This is a genomic window from Enterobacter sp. 6722112, from assembly GCF_058661685.1.
The window spans coordinates 2,994,329-3,014,805 of record NZ_JBZWGR010000007.1; the positions used below are offsets into that span (position 1 = coordinate 2,994,329).

The 20,477-nt window shown below is 56.2% G+C and carries 16 protein-coding genes; 10 read left to right on the forward strand and 6 right to left on the reverse strand.

Translation table 11 applies throughout. From position 1 onward, the window contains the following. Position 1: 1 nt before the first annotated feature. Together AC4OVU_RS15765 and AC4OVU_RS15770 are read right to left on the reverse strand one after the other, a co-directional pair. Positions 2 to 451: a DUF2919 domain-containing protein gene (locus AC4OVU_RS15765; RefSeq protein ID WP_017383482.1), complete on the reverse strand. Its 450-nt coding sequence runs from the start codon at positions 449 to 451 to the stop codon at positions 2 to 4. Next, positions 438 to 863 (reverse strand): GNAT family acetyltransferase, encoded by a 426-nt coding sequence (locus AC4OVU_RS15770; RefSeq protein WP_003861292.1) that lies wholly within the window; start codon positions 861 to 863, stop codon positions 438 to 440. The genes AC4OVU_RS15765 and AC4OVU_RS15770 overlap by 14 nt, the downstream gene beginning before the upstream one ends. Before the next feature lie 212 nt (positions 864 to 1,075). Between AC4OVU_RS15770 and amiA the strand changes: the two genes are divergently transcribed. Beyond that, positions 1,076 to 1,951 (forward strand): N-acetylmuramoyl-L-alanine amidase AmiA, encoded by an 876-nt coding sequence (gene amiA, locus AC4OVU_RS15775; RefSeq protein ID WP_110292296.1) that lies wholly within the window; start codon positions 1,076 to 1,078, stop codon positions 1,949 to 1,951. Beyond that, positions 1,951 to 2,850: an oxygen-dependent coproporphyrinogen oxidase gene (hemF, locus tag AC4OVU_RS15780; protein WP_039270221.1), complete on the forward strand. Its 900-nt coding sequence runs from the start codon at positions 1,951 to 1,953 to the stop codon at positions 2,848 to 2,850. The genes amiA and hemF overlap by 1 nt, the downstream gene beginning before the upstream one ends. A gap of 84 nt (positions 2,851 to 2,934) precedes the next feature. Here hemF and maeB read toward each other — a convergent pair whose 3' ends face one another. Beyond that, a complete protein-coding gene (gene maeB / locus AC4OVU_RS15785) occupies positions 2,935 to 5,214 on the reverse strand; it encodes an NADP-dependent oxaloacetate-decarboxylating malate dehydrogenase (protein ID WP_047719306.1) in 2,280 nt (759 codons plus the stop codon). A 286-nt stretch (positions 5,215 to 5,500) separates the two neighbouring features. Here maeB and tal point away from each other — a divergent pair, with 286 nt between their 5' ends. Together tal and tkt are read left to right on the forward strand one after the other, a co-directional pair. Continuing rightward, entirely contained in the window at positions 5,501 to 6,451 is a 951-nt protein-coding gene (gene tal, locus AC4OVU_RS15790; protein ID WP_047719307.1) for a transaldolase, read from the forward strand. Positions 6,452 to 6,470: 19 nt separating this feature from the next. Next, complete coding sequence (gene tkt / locus AC4OVU_RS15795; RefSeq protein ID WP_047719308.1) at positions 6,471 to 8,459, forward strand: transketolase; 1,989 nt, start codon at positions 6,471 to 6,473, stop codon at positions 8,457 to 8,459. Between the two features lie 87 nt (positions 8,460 to 8,546). Here the strand turns inward: tkt and AC4OVU_RS15800 are convergent, their stop codons facing one another. Beyond that, positions 8,547 to 8,879, reverse strand: a complete 333-nt coding sequence (locus AC4OVU_RS15800; RefSeq protein ID WP_045333810.1) for a tRNA-binding protein — start codon at positions 8,877 to 8,879, stop codon at positions 8,547 to 8,549. A gap of 138 nt (positions 8,880 to 9,017) precedes the next feature. On the opposite strand from AC4OVU_RS15800, the gene ebgR reads away from it, so the two are divergent. The 6 genes from ebgR to ygjK all read left to right on the forward strand — a co-directional run bounded on the left by ebgR (position 9,018) and on the right by ygjK (position 18,631). Continuing rightward, positions 9,018 to 10,001 (forward strand): transcriptional regulator EbgR, encoded by a 984-nt coding sequence (gene ebgR / locus AC4OVU_RS15805; RefSeq protein WP_015572215.1) that lies wholly within the window; start codon positions 9,018 to 9,020, stop codon positions 9,999 to 10,001. Positions 10,002 to 10,147: 146 nt separating this feature from the next. Next, a complete protein-coding gene (ebgA, locus tag AC4OVU_RS15810) occupies positions 10,148 to 13,231 on the forward strand; it encodes a beta-galactosidase subunit alpha (RefSeq protein ID WP_063413223.1) in 3,084 nt (1,027 codons plus the stop codon). Then, a complete protein-coding gene (locus tag AC4OVU_RS15815; RefSeq protein WP_015572213.1) occupies positions 13,228 to 13,677 on the forward strand; it encodes a beta-galactosidase subunit beta in 450 nt (149 codons plus the stop codon). The genes ebgA and AC4OVU_RS15815 overlap by 4 nt, the downstream gene beginning before the upstream one ends. 53 nt (positions 13,678 to 13,730) lie before the next feature. Continuing rightward, positions 13,731 to 15,167, forward strand: a complete 1,437-nt coding sequence (locus AC4OVU_RS15820; RefSeq protein WP_032649019.1) for an amino acid permease — start codon at positions 13,731 to 13,733, stop codon at positions 15,165 to 15,167. Between the two features lie 38 nt (positions 15,168 to 15,205). After that, entirely contained in the window at positions 15,206 to 16,264 is a 1,059-nt protein-coding gene (gene ygjJ, locus AC4OVU_RS15825) for a protein YgjJ (RefSeq protein ID WP_045338607.1), read from the forward strand. 15 nt (positions 16,265 to 16,279) lie between these two features. Next, a complete protein-coding gene (ygjK, locus tag AC4OVU_RS15830) occupies positions 16,280 to 18,631 on the forward strand; it encodes an alpha-glucosidase (protein WP_032619289.1) in 2,352 nt (783 codons plus the stop codon). Positions 18,632 to 18,720: 89 nt separating this feature from the next. On the opposite strand, the gene AC4OVU_RS15835 is transcribed toward ygjK, so the two are convergent. Together AC4OVU_RS15835 and nudK are read right to left on the reverse strand one after the other, a co-directional pair. Beyond that, a complete protein-coding gene (locus AC4OVU_RS15835; RefSeq protein ID WP_110292298.1) occupies positions 18,721 to 19,764 on the reverse strand; it encodes a DUF1176 domain-containing protein in 1,044 nt (347 codons plus the stop codon). Positions 19,765 to 19,870: 106 nt separating this feature from the next. Further along, on the reverse strand, positions 19,871 to 20,464 hold the full coding sequence (gene nudK / locus AC4OVU_RS15840; protein WP_110292299.1) for a GDP-mannose pyrophosphatase NudK: 594 nt from the start codon (positions 20,462 to 20,464) through the stop codon (positions 19,871 to 19,873). Positions 20,465 to 20,477: the final 13 nt, after the last annotated feature.

The following is a 20,477-nucleotide window of genomic DNA, read 5'->3' on the forward strand; positions in this document are numbered from 1 at the left end:
TTTAATCTGACTCTTGCGTAAAACAGGCGCGTAAACGGGGATTCGTGACCAGCCACAGCAGCGCGACAATATCCGTCACCACCAGTGCAATCCCGATCCCGGAAAGCGGCTCGCCGTACAGCCAGAGCACGGGCTGCCAGACCAGGAGCACAACCTGCGCCAGAATCAACAGCCAGCGAAGTGCGCGCCAGAAGCGCGGGAGGAACTGCCGCCGACCGCTGCACAGGAACGCCAGCACCGCCGGTACACCGGGCAGTAACCCCAGCCAGAACGCATCGTGATCGGGATAAAAGAGATTCAGTAGTGTATCGCCCTGCCCGCGCGACGCGCCAGCCATCACGAACAGCACCCAGGTGCGGGCCTGCAACAGCAGAACGCACCAGAACAAAAAAGGCAGACGCAGACGACCGTGAACATCATAGTCGCCAGGGTGGAACTCAGTACTCTTCATCTTCGATCAGGCGCTTACCCAGCGTCAGGACATCCGCATGCTCGTAGCCCAGACGTTCATACATGCCCAGCACCACGTCGTTATCTTCCCGCACCATAATCTGGATTTTCGGGCAGCCACGGGCGATCAGCTTCTTTTCCAGACGGTTAAGCAGCGCGTTGGCGATGCCGCGCGCGCGGTATTCCGGGTGCACGCCCAGATAGTAGGCCGACCCGCGGTGGCCGTCGTACCCGCCCATTACCGTCCCGACCACCTCGCCGTTGACCTCAGCGACCAGAAACAGACTGACGTCGTGATTCACCTTCCGTTCGATGTCCATTTCCGGATCGTTCCACGGACGCAGCAGATCGCAGCGCTCCCAAAGGGTGATCACCTCTTCGAAATCTTCCTGGCGAAAAACGCGTATCTCCATGGTATTAACCGCCTTTTCGGGTTTAAAAACAGTGATTATGGCGTGAACAGGGCATTTAGCCAATAACCGGGGAAAAACTCGCCAAAATTTGGCATAATGTCACTTTGTCACGTATTGAAATGAAAAGTAAAACAATTCTCAATAAGGAATGTCGTCACGCAAAACGCGATACGATATAACACCAGGACCCCAATTTTTACAATTCAGGCCGCATGAGCACATTCAAACCATTAAAATCACTCACATCGCGTCGTCAGGTTCTCAAAGCGGGGCTGGCGGCCTTAACGTTAACAGGCATCGCAAAGCAGGCTCAGGCAAAAGAAGAGAGCTCGCTTAAAACCAGTAACGGACACAGCAAGCCTAAAACCAAAAAAGCCGGCGCAAAGCGTCTGGTCATGCTCGATCCGGGCCACGGCGGGATCGACACCGGCGCCATTGGCCGAAACGGGTCGAAAGAAAAACACGTCGTGCTGGCAATTGCAAAAAATGTGCGCGCAATTTTACGCAGCAACGGCATTGACGCCCGCCTGACGCGCACGGGCGACACGTTTATCCCGCTGTACGATCGCGTGGAAATTGCCCATAAGCACGGCGCTGACCTGTTTATGTCCATTCACGCGGATGGCTTCACAAACCCTTCCGCCGCAGGCGCATCGGTGTTCGCCCTCTCCAACCGTGGCGCCAGTAGCGCCATGGCGAAATACCTCTCCGATCGCGAAAACCGGGCGGATGAAGTGGCCGGGAAAAAAGCCACCGACAAAGACCATCTGTTGCAGCAGGTTCTGTTTGATCTCGTGCAGACCGATACCATCAAAAACAGCCTGACGCTCGGCTCGCATATCCTTAAACGGATTAAGCCCGTGCACCGTCTGCACAGTAAAAGCACCGAGCAGGCCGCGTTTGTGGTGCTGAAGTCCCCGTCCATTCCGTCCGTGCTGGTTGAAACCTCGTTCATTACCAACCCGGAAGAGGAGCGTTTACTCGGCACCACGGCGTTTCGTCAGAAGATCGCGAACGCTATCGCCTCCGGGGTCATCAGTTATTTCAACTGGTTCGATAATCAAAAAGCGCACTCCAGGAAACGTTGATGAAACCGAATGCACAGCTGGTCAAAACTTTCCTGATGCAGTTACAGGACGCGATTTGCCAGAAACTGGCCGCCGCAGACGGCGGTGAATTCCAGGAAGACACCTGGCAGCGCGAAGCGGGCGGCGGCGGGCGCAGCCGCGTGCTGCGTAACGGTGGCATTTTTGAACAGGCCGGGGTCAACTTCTCCCACGTCCACGGTGATGCAATGCCGGCGTCCGCCACGGCGCATCGGCCTGAACTGGCGGGCCGCAGCTTCGAGGCGATGGGCGTCTCGCTGGTGGTGCATCCGCATAACCCGTTTGTGCCAACCAGCCACGCCAACGTGCGCTTTTTCATCGCGGAAAAACCGGGGGCCGATCCGGTCTGGTGGTTTGGCGGCGGTTTCGACTTAACGCCTTACTATGGCTTCGAAGAGGACGCCGTGCACTGGCACACCACCGCGCGCGACCTCTGCCTGCCGTTTGGCGAAGACGTTTACCCGAAATACAAAAAGTGGTGCGATGATTATTTCTATCTGAAGCATCGCGACGAGCAACGCGGCATCGGCGGGCTGTTCTTTGACGATCTCAACACGCCGGATTTTGATACCGCGTTCAGCTTTATGCGCGCAGTGGGTGAAGGCTTTACCGATGCCTATCTGCCGATTGTCGAACGCCGCAAAAACACCGACTACGGCGTTCGCGAGCGTGAGTTCCAGCTGTACCGCCGCGGGCGCTACGTGGAGTTTAACCTGGTATGGGATCGCGGGACGCTGTTTGGCCTGCAAACCGGTGGGCGCACGGAGTCCATTCTGATGTCGATGCCGCCGCTGGTGCGCTGGGAATACAGCTTTGAACCCAAAGAAGGCAGCCCGGAGGCTGCCTTGCGTGATTTTATTCGGGTTCGGGACTGGGTGTAACCCCCTCACCCCTGCCCTCTCCCAAAGGGAGAGGGAGTATAAATTCCCTCTCCCTTTGGGAGAGGGTTAGGGTGAGGGTAAAAATTACAGCGGCTGCGTCTGTGCCTCAACCACCGCCAGCGCCACCATGTTGACGATACGACGCACGGAGGCAATCGGCGTTAATACATGTACCGGTTTTGACACCCCCATCAGCACTGGCCCTACGGTCACCCCTTCAGAACTCGACACGCGCAGCAGGTTATAGCTGATACGCGCCGCTTCCACGTTCGGCATAATCAGCACGTTCGCGGAGCCTTTCAGCGGGCTGTCCGGCATACGTTCATTACGAATGCTCTCCACCAGCGCGGCGTCGCCGTGCATCTCGCCGTCGATCATCAGTTCCGGCGCACGCTCGCGCACCAGGTCCAGCGTCTGGCGCATTTTGCACGCCGCCGCGGATTTGGATGACCCGAAGTTAGAATGCGACAGCAGCGCCACTTTCGGCTCGATACCAAAGCGGCGCACGGTTTCCGCCGCCATCACGGTGATTTCCGCCAGTTCGTCCGGGGAAGGATCGTCGTTGACGTAGGTATCGGCGATAAAGGTGTTACCGCTTGGCAGCAGCAGTGCGTTCATTGCGCCGGCAGTATGGACACCCTCGCGATAGCCGAAGATCTCCTGCACCACGCTGAAATGCTCATGGTACTCGCCGATGGTGCCGCAGATCAGCGCATCCGCCTCACCGCGGTGAACCATGATCGCGCCGATCACCGTGGTGTTGCTGATCACCGCTCGCTGCGCCTGCTCCTGGGTGATCCCGCGACGCTTCATAATCGAATAGTATTCGTTCCAGTACTCTTTGAAGCGCGGATCGGATTCGTTATTGACGATCTCAAAGTCGACGCCCGGCTTAATTTGCAGGCCCAGCTTCTGGATACGCATCTCGATCACGCTCGGACGACCAATCAGGATCGGTTTCGCCAGCCCTAAGGTGATCAGCTCCTGCGTGGCATGCAGCACGCGCGCCTCTTCCCCTTCCGCCAGCACCACGCGCTTCGCGTCAGCGCGCGCCTGGGAGAAGATCGGCTTCATAAACAGGTTGGTTTTGTAGACGAACTCGGTGAGTTTATCGACGTAGGCATCGAAATCTTCAATCGGCCGCGTCGCCACGCCAGAGTCCATCGCCGCTTTGGCCACCGCTGGCGCGATCTTCACGATCAGACGCGGGTCAAATGGTTTAGGGATAATGTAGTCCGGGCCGAAGCTCAGATCCTGATCGCCGTAGGCGGAGGCCACCACTTCGCTCTGCTCGGCGTGCGCCAGCTCTGCGATAGCATGAACGGCGGCAAGCTTCATCTCTTCGTTGATTGCCGTAGCGCCAACGTCCAGCGCACCGCGGAAGATGAACGGGAAGCAGAGCACGTTGTTCACCTGGTTCGGGTAGTCCGAACGTCCGGTACAGATGATCGCGTCTTCACGCACTGCCTTCGCCAGCGGCGGCAGAATTTCCGGCTCCGGGTTCGCCAGGGCCAGGATCATTGGCGCGCGCGCCATCTTCTGCACCATCTCCTGGGTCAGTACTTTCGGGCCTGAACAGCCGAGGAAAATGTCGGCACCTTCAATGACGTCTTCTAGCGTGCGCTTGCCGTCGTCTTCCACCGCATAGGCCGCCTTGGTTTCCGCCATGTTTGGCTCGCGGTCTTTGTAAATCACGCCTTTGGAGTCGCAGACCACGATGTTGTGTTTCTGCATGCCCAGCGCCACCAGCAGGTTCATACAGGCGATGGCCGCGGCGCCAGCGCCGGAGACCACCATGCGCACGTCGGAGAGGTTTTTCTCCACCACACGCAGACCGTTCAGAATGGCGGCGGTACTGATAATCGCCGTGCCGTGCTGGTCGTCATGGAACACGGGAATGTTCATACGCTCGCGCAGCTTCTGCTCGATATAGAAACATTCCGGCGCTTTGATGTCTTCCAGGTTGATGCCGCCGAAGGTCGGCTCCAGCGCCGCCACCACGTTGATGAATTTATCCGGGTCCAGTTCGTCCACTTCGATATCGAAGACGTCGATACCGGCAAATTTCTTAAACAGAACGCCCTTCCCTTCCATCACCGGCTTACCGGCCAGCGCGCCAATGTTCCCTAACCCCAGTACCGCCGTACCGTTAGAGATAACGGCCACCAGGTTGCCACGGGCGGTGTATTTGTACGATGCCAGCGGATCTTTTTCGATTTCAAGGCACGGGGCAGCTACGCCTGGCGAGTAGGCCAGCGCCAGATCGCGCTGGGTCGCCAGCGGTTTGGTCGGGGATACCTGGATTTTACCCGGAACAGGAAACTCGTGAAAATCGAGAGCGCTTTGTTTTAACTGATCATCCATCTTGTTATTCCTTTCACGTTTCGGTCAAAAAGGGTGATGTTGACGTTCCTATGCACACCCTGGTGTGCCGCATAGTATCGCCGCAGGCAGGCTCCTAAACTTTGAAGGCTGCCAAACTCTCACCATTGCAGAATAAAAATTGTTATCAATTTATAACAGCCATGTTACCCGTCTCAGACAGCAATGCCTCCCCCGTCTGCTATGCTTTTTTGTTAAGTCCATCATGATTTTCTCAGAAGTGTGACCTGACGCACTCGACTAACTCTTTTATTTTCAAGGAGTAATTATGAACCAGCTAGACGGCATCAAACAATTTACCACCGTGGTTGCAGACAGCGGCGACATCGAATCAATTCGTCACTACCAGCCGGAAGACGCGACCACCAACCCCTCGCTGCTGCTCAAGGCGGCCGGTCTTGCGCACTTTAGTCATCTGATTGATGACGCCCTTGCCTACGGCAAAAAGCGCGGGAAAACGCAGGAGCAGCAGGTCGCCGAAGCCAGTGACAAGCTGGCGGTCAATATCGGTGCGGAAATTCTTAAAAGCATACCGGGACGCGTCTCCACCGAAGTGGATGCCCGCCTCTCATTCGACCAGGAAAAGAGCATTAGCAAGGCTCGCCGCCTGGTGGAACTCTACCAGGAGCAGGGGATCGATAAATCACGCATCCTGATCAAGCTTGCCTCCACCTGGGAAGGCATCCGCGCGGCGGAAGTGCTGGAGAAAGAGGGGATCAACTGTAACCTGACGCTGCTGTTCTCCTTTGCCCAGGCTCGTGCCTGCGCCGAAGCGGGCGTGTTCCTGATTTCACCGTTTGTCGGACGTATCTACGACTGGTATCAGGCGAAACAGCCGATGGATCCGTATGTGGTGGACGAAGATCCCGGCGTGAAATCGGTGCGTAATATCTACGATTATTACAAGCAGCACCGCTACGAGACCATCGTGATGGGGGCCAGCTTCCGCCGCACCGAGCAGATCCTCGCGCTCGCGGGCTGCGACCGGCTGACCATCTCCCCTGACCTGCTGAAAAAGCTTCAGGAGAGTGAAGAGACGGTGATCCGCAAGCTGGTGCCAACCTCCACCGTTCTGCCAAAACCAAAACCCATGACCGAAGCGGAATTCCGCTGGGAGCACAATCAGGACCCAATGGCCGTGGAAAAACTGGCGGACGGCATCCGTCAGTTCGCCGTCGACCAGCGCAAACTCGAAGATCTTCTCGCCGCCAAACTTTAACCTTGCCACGGAGTGAACTATGTCCCGTAAAGAGCTCGCCAACGCCATTCGCGCCCTCAGCATGGATGCCGTACAAAAAGCCAATTCCGGCCACCCTGGCGCCCCCATGGGTATGGCTGATATCGCCGAAGTGCTGTGGAACGACTTCCTGAAGCACAACCCTACCGATCCGACCTGGTACGACCGCGACCGTTTTATTCTTTCCAACGGGCACGCCTCGATGCTGCTCTACAGCCTGCTGCACCTTTCCGGCTACGATCTGCCGCTTGAGGAATTAAAAAACTTCCGCCAGCTGCACTCCAAAACGCCGGGCCACCCGGAGATCGGCTATACGCCGGGCGTTGAAACCACTACCGGCCCGCTGGGCCAGGGGCTGGCGAATGCGGTTGGCCTGGCGATTGCCGAACGTACGCTGGCCGCGCAGTTCAACCAGCCCGACCACGAGATTGTCGATCACTATACCTATGTCTTTATGGGCGACGGCTGTCTGATGGAGGGGATCTCTCACGAGGTCTGTTCTCTGGCGGGCACCCTGGGGCTGGGCAAGCTGATTGGCTTCTACGATCACAACGGCATCTCCATTGACGGGGAAACCGAGGGCTGGTTTACCGACGACACGGCGAAACGCTTTGAAGCCTATCACTGGCACGTGGTGCACGAGATCGACGGTCACAATCCTGAGGCGGTGAAAAAAGCGATTCAGGAAGCGCAGAGCGTGAAGGACAAACCGTCCCTGATCATCTGCCGCACCACCATCGGCTTCGGCTCGCCGAACAAAGCGGGCAAAGAGGAGGCGCACGGCGCGGCGCTGGGTGAAGAGGAAGTGGCGCTGACCCGCCAGAAACTGGGCTGGAAACACCCGGCCTTTGAGATCCCAAAAGAGATCTACAAGGCCTGGGATGCTCGCGAAACAGGTGAAAAAGCGCAGCAGGCCTGGAACGAGAAGTTTGCCGCTTACAAAAAAGCGTATCCGGAGCTTGCGGCTGAGTTTACCCGCCGCATGAGCGGCGGCCTGCCGGAAGACTGGGAAGAGAAAACTCATGCGCTGATTGAGAACCTGCAATCCAACCCGGCGAAAATTGCCACCCGTAAGGCATCACAAAACACCCTGAACGCGATTGGCCCAATCCTGCCCGAACTGCTGGGCGGCTCGGCGGATCTGGCGCCAAGTAACCTTACCATCTGGTCCGGCTCTAAATCCCTGAAGGAGGACATTGCCGGGAACTACATCCACTACGGCGTGCGCGAGTTCGGGATGACCGCCATTGCCAACGGCATCGCCCACCATGGCGGCTTCGTGCCGTACACCGCCACCTTCCTGATGTTTGTCGAATATGCCCGTAACGCGGCGCGTATGGCGGCCCTGATGAAGGCGCGGCAAATCATGGTGTACACCCACGATTCCATCGGGCTAGGTGAAGATGGGCCGACGCACCAGGCGGTAGAGCAGCTGGCGAGCCTGCGCTTAACGCCAAACTTCAGCACCTGGCGTCCTTGCGATCAGGTGGAAGCGGCAGTGGGCTGGAAGCTGGCCGTAGAGCGTCATAACGGACCCACGGCGCTGATCCTGTCGCGCCAGAACCTGGCGCAGATCGAGCGCACGCCGGAGCAGGTGAAAAATATCGCCCGCGGCGGGTACATCCTGAAAGACAGCGGCGGCAAGCCAGACGTGATCCTGATCGCCACCGGTTCCGAGGTGGAAATCACGGTAAAAGCGGCGGAGAAACTGACCGCCGAGGGTCACGCGGTGCGCGTGGTTTCACTCCCTTCAACGGATATCTTTGATGCTCAGGATGAGGCGTACCGCGAATCGGTGCTGCCTTCAAACGTCGCGGCGCGCGTGGCGGTTGAAGCTGGCATTGCCGACTACTGGTACAAATACGTGGGCCTGAAAGGGGCAATTGTCGGGATGCATGGTTACGGTGAATCCGCCCCGGCCGACAAGTTGTTCCCGTATTTCGGCTTTACCGTTGAGAACGTGGTGGAGAAGGCGCTAAGCGTGCTGTAGTGCTTTTGCCGGGTGACGCTGTCGTTTACCCGGCCTGCGGTTCGAGGCTTTGTAGGCCGGGTAAGGCGTAGCCGCCACCCGGCTTTTTCACACCACTCTTACCCCTGCCGCCATCACCCGCTCCGGCGTTAATAACACACTTTCTCGGGCGTCATCGGTTTCCGCGCAGAGCAACATGCATTCAGACGTTTCACCGCGCATGTTAGCCTTTGCCAGGTTACACAACACCACCACCGTTTTGCCCATCAGCTCCTCTTCCCGGTAATACGGCACCAGGCTGGTGACGGTTTGCAGCATTCTGCCTCCCACCTCTATCTGCGCAATATAGAGCTTGTCCGCATTGGCGTGACGTTTAACGTCAACAATCTTTCCCACGCGGATCTCGAGCTTTGCAAAATCATCGTACGCTACCGTTTCCACTTTTGCCTCCCTGGTAAAATTTTACTAAATACTAGCACGGTAACTGGCGAGGGCAACAGGGATGTTATTTACTAAAAATTAATGCATGTCCGAACGCATCCTTTACAATAAGCTATCTCGTGGGGAATAAGGACAAACATGGCAACGCTGAAAGACATCGCGACGGAAGCTGGCGTCTCGCTGGCAACGGTATCCCGGGTTTTAAACGATGACCCGACGCTGAATGTGAAAGAAGAGACGAAACACCGCATTCTTGAGATTGCCGAGAAGCTGGAATACAAAAGCACGACCTCCCGTAAAATGCAGTCTGTCGCTGCCGGTCAGCAACATATTCTGGCGCTCTACAGCTACCAGCAGGAACTGGAGATCAACGACCCTTACTATCTTGCCATTCGCCACGGCATTGAGACGCAGTGCGAAAAACTGGGGGTCGAACTGAGTAACTGCTATGCTAATGCCACCCTGCCGGAGCTGAAAAAGCTCACCGGGGTGTTGATTGTAGGCAAACCCTCCCCTGCGCTTCGACGTGCGGCAATGTCGTTGACCGACAACGTCTGTTTTATCGACTTTCACGAGCCAGGCAGCGAGTACGATTCTGTCGATATTGACCTTTCGCGCATCAGCAAGCAGATCGTGGATTTCTTTATTGCTCAGGGAGTTAAGCGGATTGGCTTTATCGGCGGCGAAGATGAGCCAGGCAAGGCTGATATTCGGGAAGCCGCCTTCGTGGAGTACGGGCTCCTGAAAGGGGTGGTATCGGAACAGGACATCTGGCGCGGCGGTTTTTCCAGCTCGTCCGGTTATGAACTGGCAAAAATCATGCTGGCACAACAGTGCTGGCCTTCCGCCTTGTTCGTGGCCTCCGATTCCATCGCCATCGGGGTGTTACGCGCCATCCACGAAAAAGGGCTGGCGATCCCGGAAGATATTTCACTGATCAGCGTGAACGACATTCCAACCGCCCGCTTTACCTTCCCGCCTCTTTCCACCGTGCGCATTCACTCTGAAATGATGGGCAGCCAGGGCGTTAATCTGCTGCTGGAAAAGGCCCGCGATGGCCGCGCGCTACCGCTTCAGGTCTTTGTCCCGAGCGTACTGAAGCTGCGCGGCACCACCCGCTGATTTCCACCTGTTAACTCTCCCGCCGGGCACGCCCGGCTTTTTTAATTTCGTGATCGAGTTAAAGCAAATCGGTTTTACTGATTTTATTTAGTAAAATATTTACTAAAATCTCCAGCAATGATGTTTTACCCCTACAGGGAGATCACATGAATCGCTGGGAAAATATTCAACTCACGCATGAAAACCGGCTCCCGCCGCGTGCGTACTTCTTCTCTTATGACACCGTTTCCCGGGCGCGCACGTTTGCGCGTGAAGCCAGCAGCCACTTTCTGTCGCTAAGCGGAAAGTGGAACTTTCGCTTCTTCACGAACCCGCTGCTTGTCCCGGAAAACTTTACCTCAGAATACATGGCCGACTGGGGCGATATTACCGTGCCGGGCATGTGGCAGATGGAAGGTCACGGTCAGTTGCAGTACACCGACGAAGGCTTTCCTTTCCCGGTGGACGTACCATGGGTGCCGTCAGACAACCCGACCGGGGCATACCAGCGCTGGTTTACGCTTTCTGAAAGCTGGCAAGAGAAACAGACCCTTATCAAGTTTGACGGCGTCGAAACCTATTTCGAAGTCTACGTGAATGGCCGCTATATAGGCTTTAGCAAAGGCAGCCGACTGTCTGCCGAGTTTGATATCAGCGATGCGGTACACAGCGGGCAAAACCTGTTGTGCGTGCGGGTTATGCAGTGGGCAGATTCCACCTACATTGAGGATCAGGACATGTGGTGGACGGCGGGGATATTCCGCGACGTCTACCTGCTGGGAAAATCACTCACGCATGTCCGCGATTTCACGGTTAAAACCACCTTCGACGAGGCATACCGGGATGCCACCCTCTTCTGTCAGCTTGAGCTGGAAAACCTTGCAGCACGCCCTGGCTGTGTTCAACTGGATTATACCCTGTACGACGGCGAGACAGTGCTGCACCAGGGAACAACCGACAACCTGACCGTCAGCGAGCGTGCGGAAACCGCCTTCAGCATTGAGGTGAGGCAACCCCGCCAGTGGTCCGCTGAATCGCCGGATCTTTATCATCTGGTCATGACTTTAAAAGATAACCATGGCCAGACGCTGGAAATCATCCCGCAGCGCATCGGGTTTCGGGATATCAAGGTGAAAGACGGCCTGTTCTACGTTAACAACCGTTATCTGAAGCTGCACGGCGTCAATCGTCATGACAACGATCATCTGAGGGGCCGCGCGGTGGGGATGGATCGCGTGGAGCGCGACCTGATCCTGATGAAGCAGCACAATATCAACTCGGTACGTACCGCCCACTACCCGAACGACCCGCGCTTTTACGAGCTTTGCGACCTGTACGGCCTGTTTGTGATGGCTGAAACGGATGTGGAATCTCACGGCTTCGCCAACGTCGGCGACCTGAGCCGCATTACGGACGATCCGGTGTGGGAGCCGGTCTACGTTGAGCGTATCGAACGCCATATTCACGCGCAGAAAAATCATCCGTCGATCATCATCTGGTCGCTCGGAAATGAGTCCGGCTACGGCTGTAACATCCGCGCGATGGCCCGTGCGGCAAAAGCGCTGGATGATACTCGCCTGCTTCACTACGAAGAAGATCGCGACGCCGAGGTGGTGGACATTATCTCCACCATGTATACCCGCGTACCGCTGATGAATCTGTTTGGCGAATACCCGCACGCCAAACCGCGCATTATCTGCGAATACGCCCATGCGATGGGCAACGGTCCCGGCGGGTTGACCGAGTATCAGAACGTGTTCGATCGCCACGACTGCATTCAGGGGCATTATGTCTGGGAGTGGTGCGACCACGGTATTCAGAAAACAGACGCCAGCGGCAATATCTGGTACGCCTATGGCGGCGACTTCGGTGATTACCCCAATAATTACAACTTCTGCCTCGACGGGCTGATCTACTCCGATCAAACACCCGGGCCAGGTTTGCGTGAGTACAAGCAGGTGATCGCCCCGGTCAAACTGCGCTGGCAAAACGGTGAGCTGCACGTTGATAACCGCTTATGGTTCACCAGCCTGGATGATTACACCCTGCTCACGGAGGTGCGTGCGGAAGGTGAAACGCTGCACAGCGAGCCACTGAACATCACCGGGTTGGCCCCCAACAGCTCCCGCAGCGTCAGTCTGCACGTGCCGGAACTGGACGAGCGCGAAGCGTTCCTGACTGTACGTATTATCAAAAACAGTCCCACGCGCTACAGCGAGGCCGGGCACGAGATCGCGGTGTATCAGTTCCCGTTAAAAGACCGCACGGCACGCCCGACATCGTTTATCAACACCAGTGCCACTCCGCTGCGTCTGGAGGAAGATCGCCTGAGCTGCACCGTGACCGGGCATAACTTCCGCGCGAGCTTCTCTAAAGTATCGGGAAAACTCAGCGCCTGGCAGGTGAACGGTGAGGAATACCTTACCCGTGAGCCGAAGATTAACTTCTTCAAGCCCATGATTGATAACCATAAGCAGGAGTATGAAGGGCTGTGGCAGCCGTATCATTTCCAGATCATGCAGGAGCACCTGCGCGGTTTCGAGGTTGAGCAGCATAACGATGCGGTCATCGTCACCACCCGTACCCTGATTGCCCCGCCAGTGTTTGATTTTGGCATGCGCTGTACCTATCGCTGGCGCATCGCCGCCGACGGGCAAATCAACGTTGAGCTATGCGGTGAGCGCTACGGCGAGTACCCGCACATCATTCCGTGCATCGGCTTTACGCTTGGCATCAACGGCGGTTTCGATCAGGTGAGCTACTACGGGCGAGGGCCGGGTGAAAACTATCCGGACAGCCAGCAGGCCAGCACCATCGACCTGTGGCACACCACGGTTGATAAGATGTTTGAAAATTATCCGTTCCCGCAAAACAACGGCAACCGTCAGCAGGTGCGCTGGGCCTCCCTCGCGGATCGTCATGGCAGCGGCGTGCTGGTCGTACCGCAACAGCCTCTCCACTTCAGCGCCTGGCACTACACGGCTGAGAACATTCACGCCGCACAGCACTGCAACGAACTGCGCCGCTGCGATGACATTACGCTTAATCTTGACCACCAGGTGCTGGGCTTAGGCTCCAATTCCTGGGGAAGTGAGGTACTGGAGAGCTGGCGCGTCTGGTTCAGTCCGTTCCGCTACGGCTTCACATTGCTCCCGCTCAATGGCGGCCGCATCGCCTCGATGGCGCTGGCACGCCAGCAATTCGGCACCGGTTTCTTCTCCATGGATTTGCACAGCGAGGCAGACAAATGATCGTTCTTGAGAGCCTGGAACAGTTTCAACAGCATTACCGCACGGGTCGCAAATGGCAGCGCTGCTCAGAAGCCATTAACAATATCGATAATATCTCGCCCGGCGTAGCCCATTCGATTGGCGATTCGCTGGCCTACCGTGTGACCAATGATGCCAGCACCGACGCGCTGTTTGTCGGGCATCGCCGCTATTTCGAGGTGCATTACTACCTTCAGGGCGCGCAGAAAATTGAATATGCCGCCAAAGATGCGCTTCAGACAGTGGAGTGCTACCGCGATGAGACCGATCGAGAATACCTGAAAGGCGTGGGTACCACCGAACAGGTGCGCGAGGGGCAGATCGTAATTTGTGAGAACCATGAGGCGTATCGCTTTATCAGCGAGGAGCCGGTCAAAAAAGTCATTCTCAATGTGACCATCGAAGACGGTTATTTCCATAACAAATAAAAAAACGAGCGGTGCCAATGAAGCACCGCTAGCCTCTTACCCGGAGAAACGTTATGTCTGAAACCACCAAACGCAATACCATCGGCAAATTCGGCCTGCTGTCGCTGACCTTTGCCGCCGTGTTTAGTTTTAACAACGTGATCAATAATAATATCGAACTCGGACTTGCCTCCGCACCGATGTTCTTTTTAGCAACCCTGTTCTATTTTATCCCGTTCTGCTTAATTATCGCTGAGTTTGTCTCGTTGAATAAAAACTCAGAAGCTGGAGTTTATGCCTGGGTAAAAAGTTCACTCGGCGGGCGCTGGGCATTTATTACCGCTTATACATACTGGTTCGTGAATTTATTCTTCTTCACCTCGTTATTACCGCGCGTCATTGCCTATGCCTCTTATGCCTTTCTTGGCTATGAGTACATTCTCACACCATTTGCCACAACGGTGCTAAGTATGGTGCTGTTCGCCTTCTCAACGTGGGTCTCCACCAACGGGGCGAAGATGCTGGGGCCAATTACGTCTGTAACCTCCACGCTGATGCTGCTGCTGACGCTCTCTTACATTCTGCTGGCGGGCGCGGCGCTAATGGGTGGGGTGCAGCCCGCTGATCCGATTACCGTCGACGCGATGATCCCGCATTTTAACTGGGCATTCCTCGGCATTACCACCTGGATATTTATGGCTGCCGGGGGCGCGGAATCCGTCGCGGTGTACGTAAACGATGTGAAAGGCGGTTCGAAATCTTTCGTTAAAGTGATCATCCTGGCGGGGATCTTTATCGGCGTGCTGTACTCCATCTCCTCGGTACTGATCAACGTCTTTATCAGCAGCAAAGCGTTGAAGTTTACCGGGGGTTCGGTGCAGGTGTTCCACGGTCTGGCGGTGTGGTTTGGCCTGCCGGAAGTGCTTATGAACCGTTTCGTCGGTCTGGTTTCCTTTACCGCCATGTTCGGCTCCCTGCTGATGTGGACGGCGACGCCGGTCAAAATCTTTTTCTCGGAGATCCCGACCGGCATTTTTGGTCCGAAAACCGTGGCGCTGAACGAAAACGGCGTACCGGCGCGCGCGGCCTGGATCCAGTATTTGATTGTGATCCCACTGATGATTATCCCGTCCATGGGCTCCAGTACCGCGCAGGAGCTGATGAACACCGTCATCAATATGACCGCTGCGGCCTCCATGTTACCGCCGCTGTTTATTATGCTGGCCTACCTCAACCTGCGTCGTAAGCTCGATCACCTGCCGCGCGATTTCAGGATGGGTTCACGAACCACGGGTATAACCATAGTGTCGATGCTGATTGTTATTTTCGCCATTGGTTTTGTGGCATCCACTTTCCCTACCGGTGCCAATATTCTGACCATTATTTTCTATAACGTCGGTGGCATTGTTTTATTCCTCGGATTTGCCTGGTGGAAATACAGCAAATACGTAAACGGATTATCAAAAGAACAACAACAAATTGAAGCATCACCTGCCTCGAATATTAACTGAAATAAAAGGCATGGATTTTATCTCATTGGGATGAGTTTATGAAAATTAAACAAAAAACATTGTGGGCACTCGCTGCCCTCTCTTTCTGCTGCCCTGCTATTGCCGCAGAAGATGCCCGGCCCGCTGAACATGACGATACCAAAACACCGGCAATAACCTCCCCGTCATTTCGTTTTTATGGCGAGATGGGCGTCGGTGGGTATATGGATTTAGAAGGTCAGGATAAACATAAATACAGCGACGGCACTTATATTGAGGGCGGTCTGGAGATGAAACAGGGGAACTGGTTCGGCCTGATTTACGGCGAAGGCTGGACCGTACAGGCGGATCATCAGGGCAACGCCTGGGTGCCCGATCACAGCTGGGGCGGGTTTGAAGGTGGGATTAACCGCTTCTACGGCGGTTACAAAACCGATAACAGCACCGAGATCATGCTCAGCCTGCGCCAGGACTCGTCTCTCGATGACCTGCAATGGTGGGGCGATTTTACGCCGGATCTGGGCTATGTGATCCCCAACACCCGCGACATCTTGTACGCACTAAAGGTGCAAAACCTCTCCGGCAACCTGCGCTATAGCGTCACCGCCACGCCAGCGGGTCACCATGACGAAAGCAAGGCCTGGCTGCACTTCGGCAAATACGATCGTTATGACGACAAATATACCTATCCGGCAATGGCGAATGGCTATATTCAGTACGACATCATGAAAGATGTCACCTGGATGAACGGTCTTGAAATTACCGACGGTACAGGCCAGCTCTTTTTAACAGGCGTTTTGACACCCAACCTGGCGGCACGCGCGTGGCATCATACCGGACGGGCAGATGGACAGAACGTCTCCGGCACGGAGAGCGGATTTATGGTCAGCGCCATGGTGGAAGCCCTGAAAGGCGTTTATCTCTCCACTGCTTACAGCTACGCGAAACATCGTCCGGACGATGCGGCTGAAAAAACTACCTCGTTTATGCAGTTCGGGATCTGGTACGAGTACGGCGGCGGGCGTTTTGCCACCGCTGCCGACAGCCGCTTCTATATGAAAAATGCCTCCGGCGACCCGAGCGATCAGGTCTTCCTGATGCAATACTTCTACTGGTAAAAAGGATCTACCACCATGAAATACGTCCTCACGCCGCTGGCCTGCGCGCTGGCGCTCAGTTTTTCGGCTCACGCCGCCACCGCAACTGACTTCAAAAACGTCATCAACCGTACCGGTGCGCCGCTCTTCATGCAGGATTTCGACTACGACGACCACCAGCGGTTTAATCCCTTTTTTGATATGGGTGCCTGGCATGGGCATTTGCTGCCGGACGGGCCGCAGACCCAGGGCGGATTTCCCGGCGTAGCGCTGCTCACCGAAGAGTATATCAACTTTATGGCGACGAATTTTGATCGCCTGTCCGTTTACCAGAACGGTAAAAAAGTGGATTTCACCCTTGAAGCCTACAGCCTCCCTGGCGCGTTGGTGCAGAAACTGAGCGCCAGGGATGTTCAGATCGTGATGACGCTGCGCTTTGCTTCTGCGCGTACTTCGCTGCTTGAAACCCGTATTACCAGCAAAACGCCGCTGGAGCTGGTGTGGGACGGCGAGCTGCTGGAAAAACTGGAGGCCAAAGAGGGCAAGCCGCGTTCGGATAAAACCATCGACAGCGCATATCCTGATTATCAGCGTAAAATTGTAGCCACGCGCGACGGCCTGAAGGTAACCTTCGGCAAGGTACGCTCCACCTGGGATCTGCTCACCTCCGGCAGTTCCGAATATCAGTTACACCGCTCTCTTCCTGCCGAGACCACCGTTGACGGACATCGCTTTACCAGCCGGGCACAGATTTCCGGCAGCACCACGCTGTACACTACCTACTCCCATCTGCTGAACGCCGATGACGTCGCGCGTGAACAGCCGCAGATCCGCGACATTCTGGCGCGTCCGGCCTACTTTATGGCCGCCTCGCAAGCGCGCTGGGAGAGGTATTTACAACAAGGGTTAACCAACCCGCACGCGACTCCAGAACAAACGCGCGTGGCGGTGAAAGCCATCGAGACGTTGAACGGTAACTGGCGTTCGCCAGGCGGCGCGGTGCGTTTTAACACGGTGACGCCCTCCGTAACCGGACGCTGGTTCTCCGGCAACCAGACCTGGCCGTGGGACACCTGGAAACAGGCATTTGCCATGGCGCATTTCAACCCGGAGATCGCCAAAGAGAACATCCGCGCGGTCTTCTCCTGGCAGATCAAACCCGACGATCCGGTGCGCCCGCAGGATACCGGATTTGTGCCGGATTTAATCGCCTGGAACCTGAGCCCGGAACGAGGCGGCGACGGCGGTAACTGGAACGAGCGTAACACCAAGCCGAGCCTGGCGGCATGGTCGGTGATGGAGGTGTATAACACCACGCAGGATAAAGCCTGGCTTGCCGAGATGTATCCAAAACTGGTTGCCTATCACGACTGGTGGCTGCGTAACCGCGATCATAACGGCAACGGCGTGCCGGAGTACGGTGCGACGCGTGATAAGGCCCATAACACCGCTACCGGCGAGATGCTGTTCACGGTGAAAAAAGGTGATAAAGAAGAGTCGCTTTCCGGCCTGAATAACTACGCACGGATAATCGATAACGGCCAGTACGACAGCCTGGAGATCCCCGCGCAGGTGGCCGCCTCGTGGGAGTCCGGGCGCGATGATGCCGCCGTATTCGGATTTATCGATAAAGCGCAGCTGGATAAGTACGTTGAAAACGGCGGGAAACGCAGCGACTGGACGGTTAAATTTGCCGAAAACAGGAGTAAAAAAGGCGATCTGTTAGGGTATTCCTTATTACAGGAGTCCGTTGACCAGGCAAGCTATATGTACAGCGACAATCACTATCTGGCGCAGATGGCGAGCCTGCTGGGTAAAGAGCAGGAGGCCAGCCACTATCGCCAGCTGGCAGATAAGCTCGCAACCTATATCAACACCTGCATGTTCGATGCGAAAAGCGGGTTTTACTATGACATTCGTATCGAGGATAAGCCGCTGGCGAACGGCTGTGCGGGCAAACCTATCGTCGAGCGTGGTAAAGGGCCGGAAGGCTGGTCTCCGCTGTTTAACGGTGCCGCGACGCAGGAACATGCGGATGCCGTGGTCAAGGTGATGCTGGATCCGAAGGAGTTCAATACCTGGGTACCGCTCGGTACCGCCGCGCTGACAAACCCGGCGTTCGGCGCAGACATATACTGGCGCGGCCGGGTCTGGGTCGATCAGTTCTGGTTTGGACTAAAAGGCATGGAACGTTACGGCTATCGTGAGCAGGCGCAAACCCTCGCCGAAACCTTCTTTAAGCATGCGAAAGGGTTAACCTCGGACGGCCCGATTCAGGAGAACTATAACCCCCTGACCGGAGCACAGCAGGGCGCACCTAACTTCTCCTGGAGCGCGGCGCATTTGTATATGCTGTATAACGACTTTTTCCGTAAGAGCGATCGGTGATGCCCTCGTGCCCGGTGGCGGCTACGCCTTACCGGGCCTACGGTTCTAAAAAGTAGGCCGGGTAAGCGACAGCGCCACCCGGCAAAACCCTACCTTGTGATCCACAGCGTGGGCCAGGCATCTGGCCCATTCCAGTGATCACAGCTTGGCTCTTCCGCGTAGCGTACCAGGCGGAAGCGCTGGCCGTTAAAACGCCAGCGGGTCTGGATCCCACAGTCGCCAATCCCGCGTCCCAGCGCCAGCGTGGTCAGCTCGCGCGTTTTTTCGTCGAAGCTGGCATTCATCAGCTCCATGTCGCTACTCTGGCTGGAAGGGGTAAACGGCAGACGCAATCTCACGCTCCTGGCCGCAAACGGTTTTTTACGCGACACCAGCCACGCCAGGTCGACGGTGTTGTACGCCCCCGCCTCACAGCTGATGATCATCAGCGCTTTGTCATCGGTCAGCGCGGTCACGCGCACTTCACGCCGGTTCGGATCGAGAGAGCACTGGCTGTGGTTCATGCGCCAGGTACCGTAATCCAGCAGATCGTTGAGTTCGTTATGCGTCAGCGGCGTTGGCGTGGGGTTCACCACCGCCACCTTTTTTAATGCCGGCGCAGGCGGCACGCTCAGCGGTGGACTATCCCCTTTTTTAATCCACGCCGTTTCACTTCCGACGCGTTTTTGCTGGGCATCGATAAACAGCAGCGCCGCTTTTAGCCCGGCCAGAGAGATTGTCTGCTTCCCCCCGCGCAGGGTCAGCGCCTGCCCTTCCTGAATAGTTTTCAGAAACGTGGTGATGGTGGCCGTATCGTCTGTTTTAAGATGCCAGGGGGTTAACTGCCAGTGTTGCGACGTGAGTTTAAGCGGCACCTTGTCGAGCAGCAGGCGCGGGGCGATGTCAGGCTCTTTCACCGGAGGCGCCGAAAGCCCGCCGAGATCGATGCGCAGGCTGGCGTCCGTTTTTGCCCCCGCACTGCGGCTCAGCGTCATGACCAGACCGCGATGCTCGCCGGTATTGCGCGCTACGCAGAAGTTCTGGTTATTGCAGGTCACCTGCCAGTCTGAAAAAGACTGCTGCGCAGGCGCAGCCCACACCAAAGGCGCGGGAAGCACGCAAATGAAGAAGAGAAGAAAAACGCAGTAGCGCATGAACGGCACAGCCCCGGAAACGAATAGGTCAATCTGGGGCGTATCTTCGTGCCCTGGGCGGGCTGGCTCAATCGGATTTATCGGATAGATTTATCTGAAATACAACTTATCGCGCTTCCGCCGCCGCATTCATCAGCCCGCTGGTTTGCAGATACTGCAACAGGATCACCGCTTTACCGTCGCGGATCTCGCCGCGTTTCACCATGTCGACAGCCTGAGCGAAAGGCATTTCCAGCACTTCAATGTCTTCATCGTCCACGCCGCCGCCCCGGTGCGTGCGCTGGGCATCGGTGTATTCCGCAATGAAGAAGTGGATCAGTTCGGTGACCCCGCCAGGGGACATAAACAGCTCAAAGACTTTCTGCACCGCCCCCACTTCAAAACCCGTCTCCTCAATGGCTTCTTTGCGGATACACACTTCCGGCTCATCGTCATCCAGCAGACCTGCACAGGTTTCAATCAGCCGTCCGTCCGCGTTGCCATTGACCCATGTCGCGATGCGAAACTGGCGGATCAGCACCACGCTTTGCTTTTCACGGTTATACAGCAGGATGGTTGCACCATTGCCCCGGTCGTAGACTTCGCGTTTATGGCGAATGACGTCCCCGTTCTTACGGGTGAGATCGTAAGTGATGTTACGCAGAACAAAGTAATTTTCAGAAAGGATTTTGTCTTTAATAACGGTAATGTTCAGGGACATACGGGCTCCACGG

Bases quoted from the DNA above. Each gene is read 5' to 3' on its own strand.
- AC4OVU_RS15765 (WP_017383482.1), bottom strand. From the start codon at position 451: ATGAAGAGTACTGAGTTCCACCCTGGCGACTATGATGTTCACGGTCGT.
- AC4OVU_RS15770 (WP_003861292.1), bottom strand. From the start codon at position 863: ATGGAGATACGCGTTTTTCGCCAGGAAGATTTCGAAGAGGTGATCACC.
- amiA (WP_110292296.1), top strand. From the start codon at position 1,076: ATGAGCACATTCAAACCATTAAAATCACTCACATCGCGTCGTCAGGTT.
- hemF (WP_039270221.1), top strand. From the start codon at position 1,951: ATGAAACCGAATGCACAGCTGGTCAAAACTTTCCTGATGCAGTTACAG.
- maeB (WP_047719306.1), bottom strand. From the start codon at position 5,214: ATGGATGATCAGTTAAAACAAAGCGCTCTCGATTTTCACGAGTTTCCT.
- tal (WP_047719307.1), top strand. From the start codon at position 5,501: ATGAACCAGCTAGACGGCATCAAACAATTTACCACCGTGGTTGCAGAC.
- tkt (WP_047719308.1), top strand. From the start codon at position 6,471: ATGTCCCGTAAAGAGCTCGCCAACGCCATTCGCGCCCTCAGCATGGAT.
- ebgR (WP_015572215.1), top strand. From the start codon at position 9,018: ATGGCAACGCTGAAAGACATCGCGACGGAAGCTGGCGTCTCGCTGGCA.
- ebgA (WP_063413223.1), top strand. From the start codon at position 10,148: ATGAATCGCTGGGAAAATATTCAACTCACGCATGAAAACCGGCTCCCG.
- AC4OVU_RS15815 (WP_015572213.1), top strand. From the start codon at position 13,228: ATGATCGTTCTTGAGAGCCTGGAACAGTTTCAACAGCATTACCGCACG.
- AC4OVU_RS15820 (WP_032649019.1), top strand. From the start codon at position 13,731: ATGTCTGAAACCACCAAACGCAATACCATCGGCAAATTCGGCCTGCTG.
- ygjJ (WP_045338607.1), top strand. From the start codon at position 15,206: ATGAAAATTAAACAAAAAACATTGTGGGCACTCGCTGCCCTCTCTTTC.
- ygjK (WP_032619289.1), top strand. From the start codon at position 16,280: ATGAAATACGTCCTCACGCCGCTGGCCTGCGCGCTGGCGCTCAGTTTT.
- AC4OVU_RS15835 (WP_110292298.1), bottom strand. From the start codon at position 19,764: ATGCGCTACTGCGTTTTTCTTCTCTTCTTCATTTGCGTGCTTCCCGCG.
- nudK (WP_110292299.1), bottom strand. From the start codon at position 20,464: ATGTCCCTGAACATTACCGTTATTAAAGACAAAATCCTTTCTGAAAAT.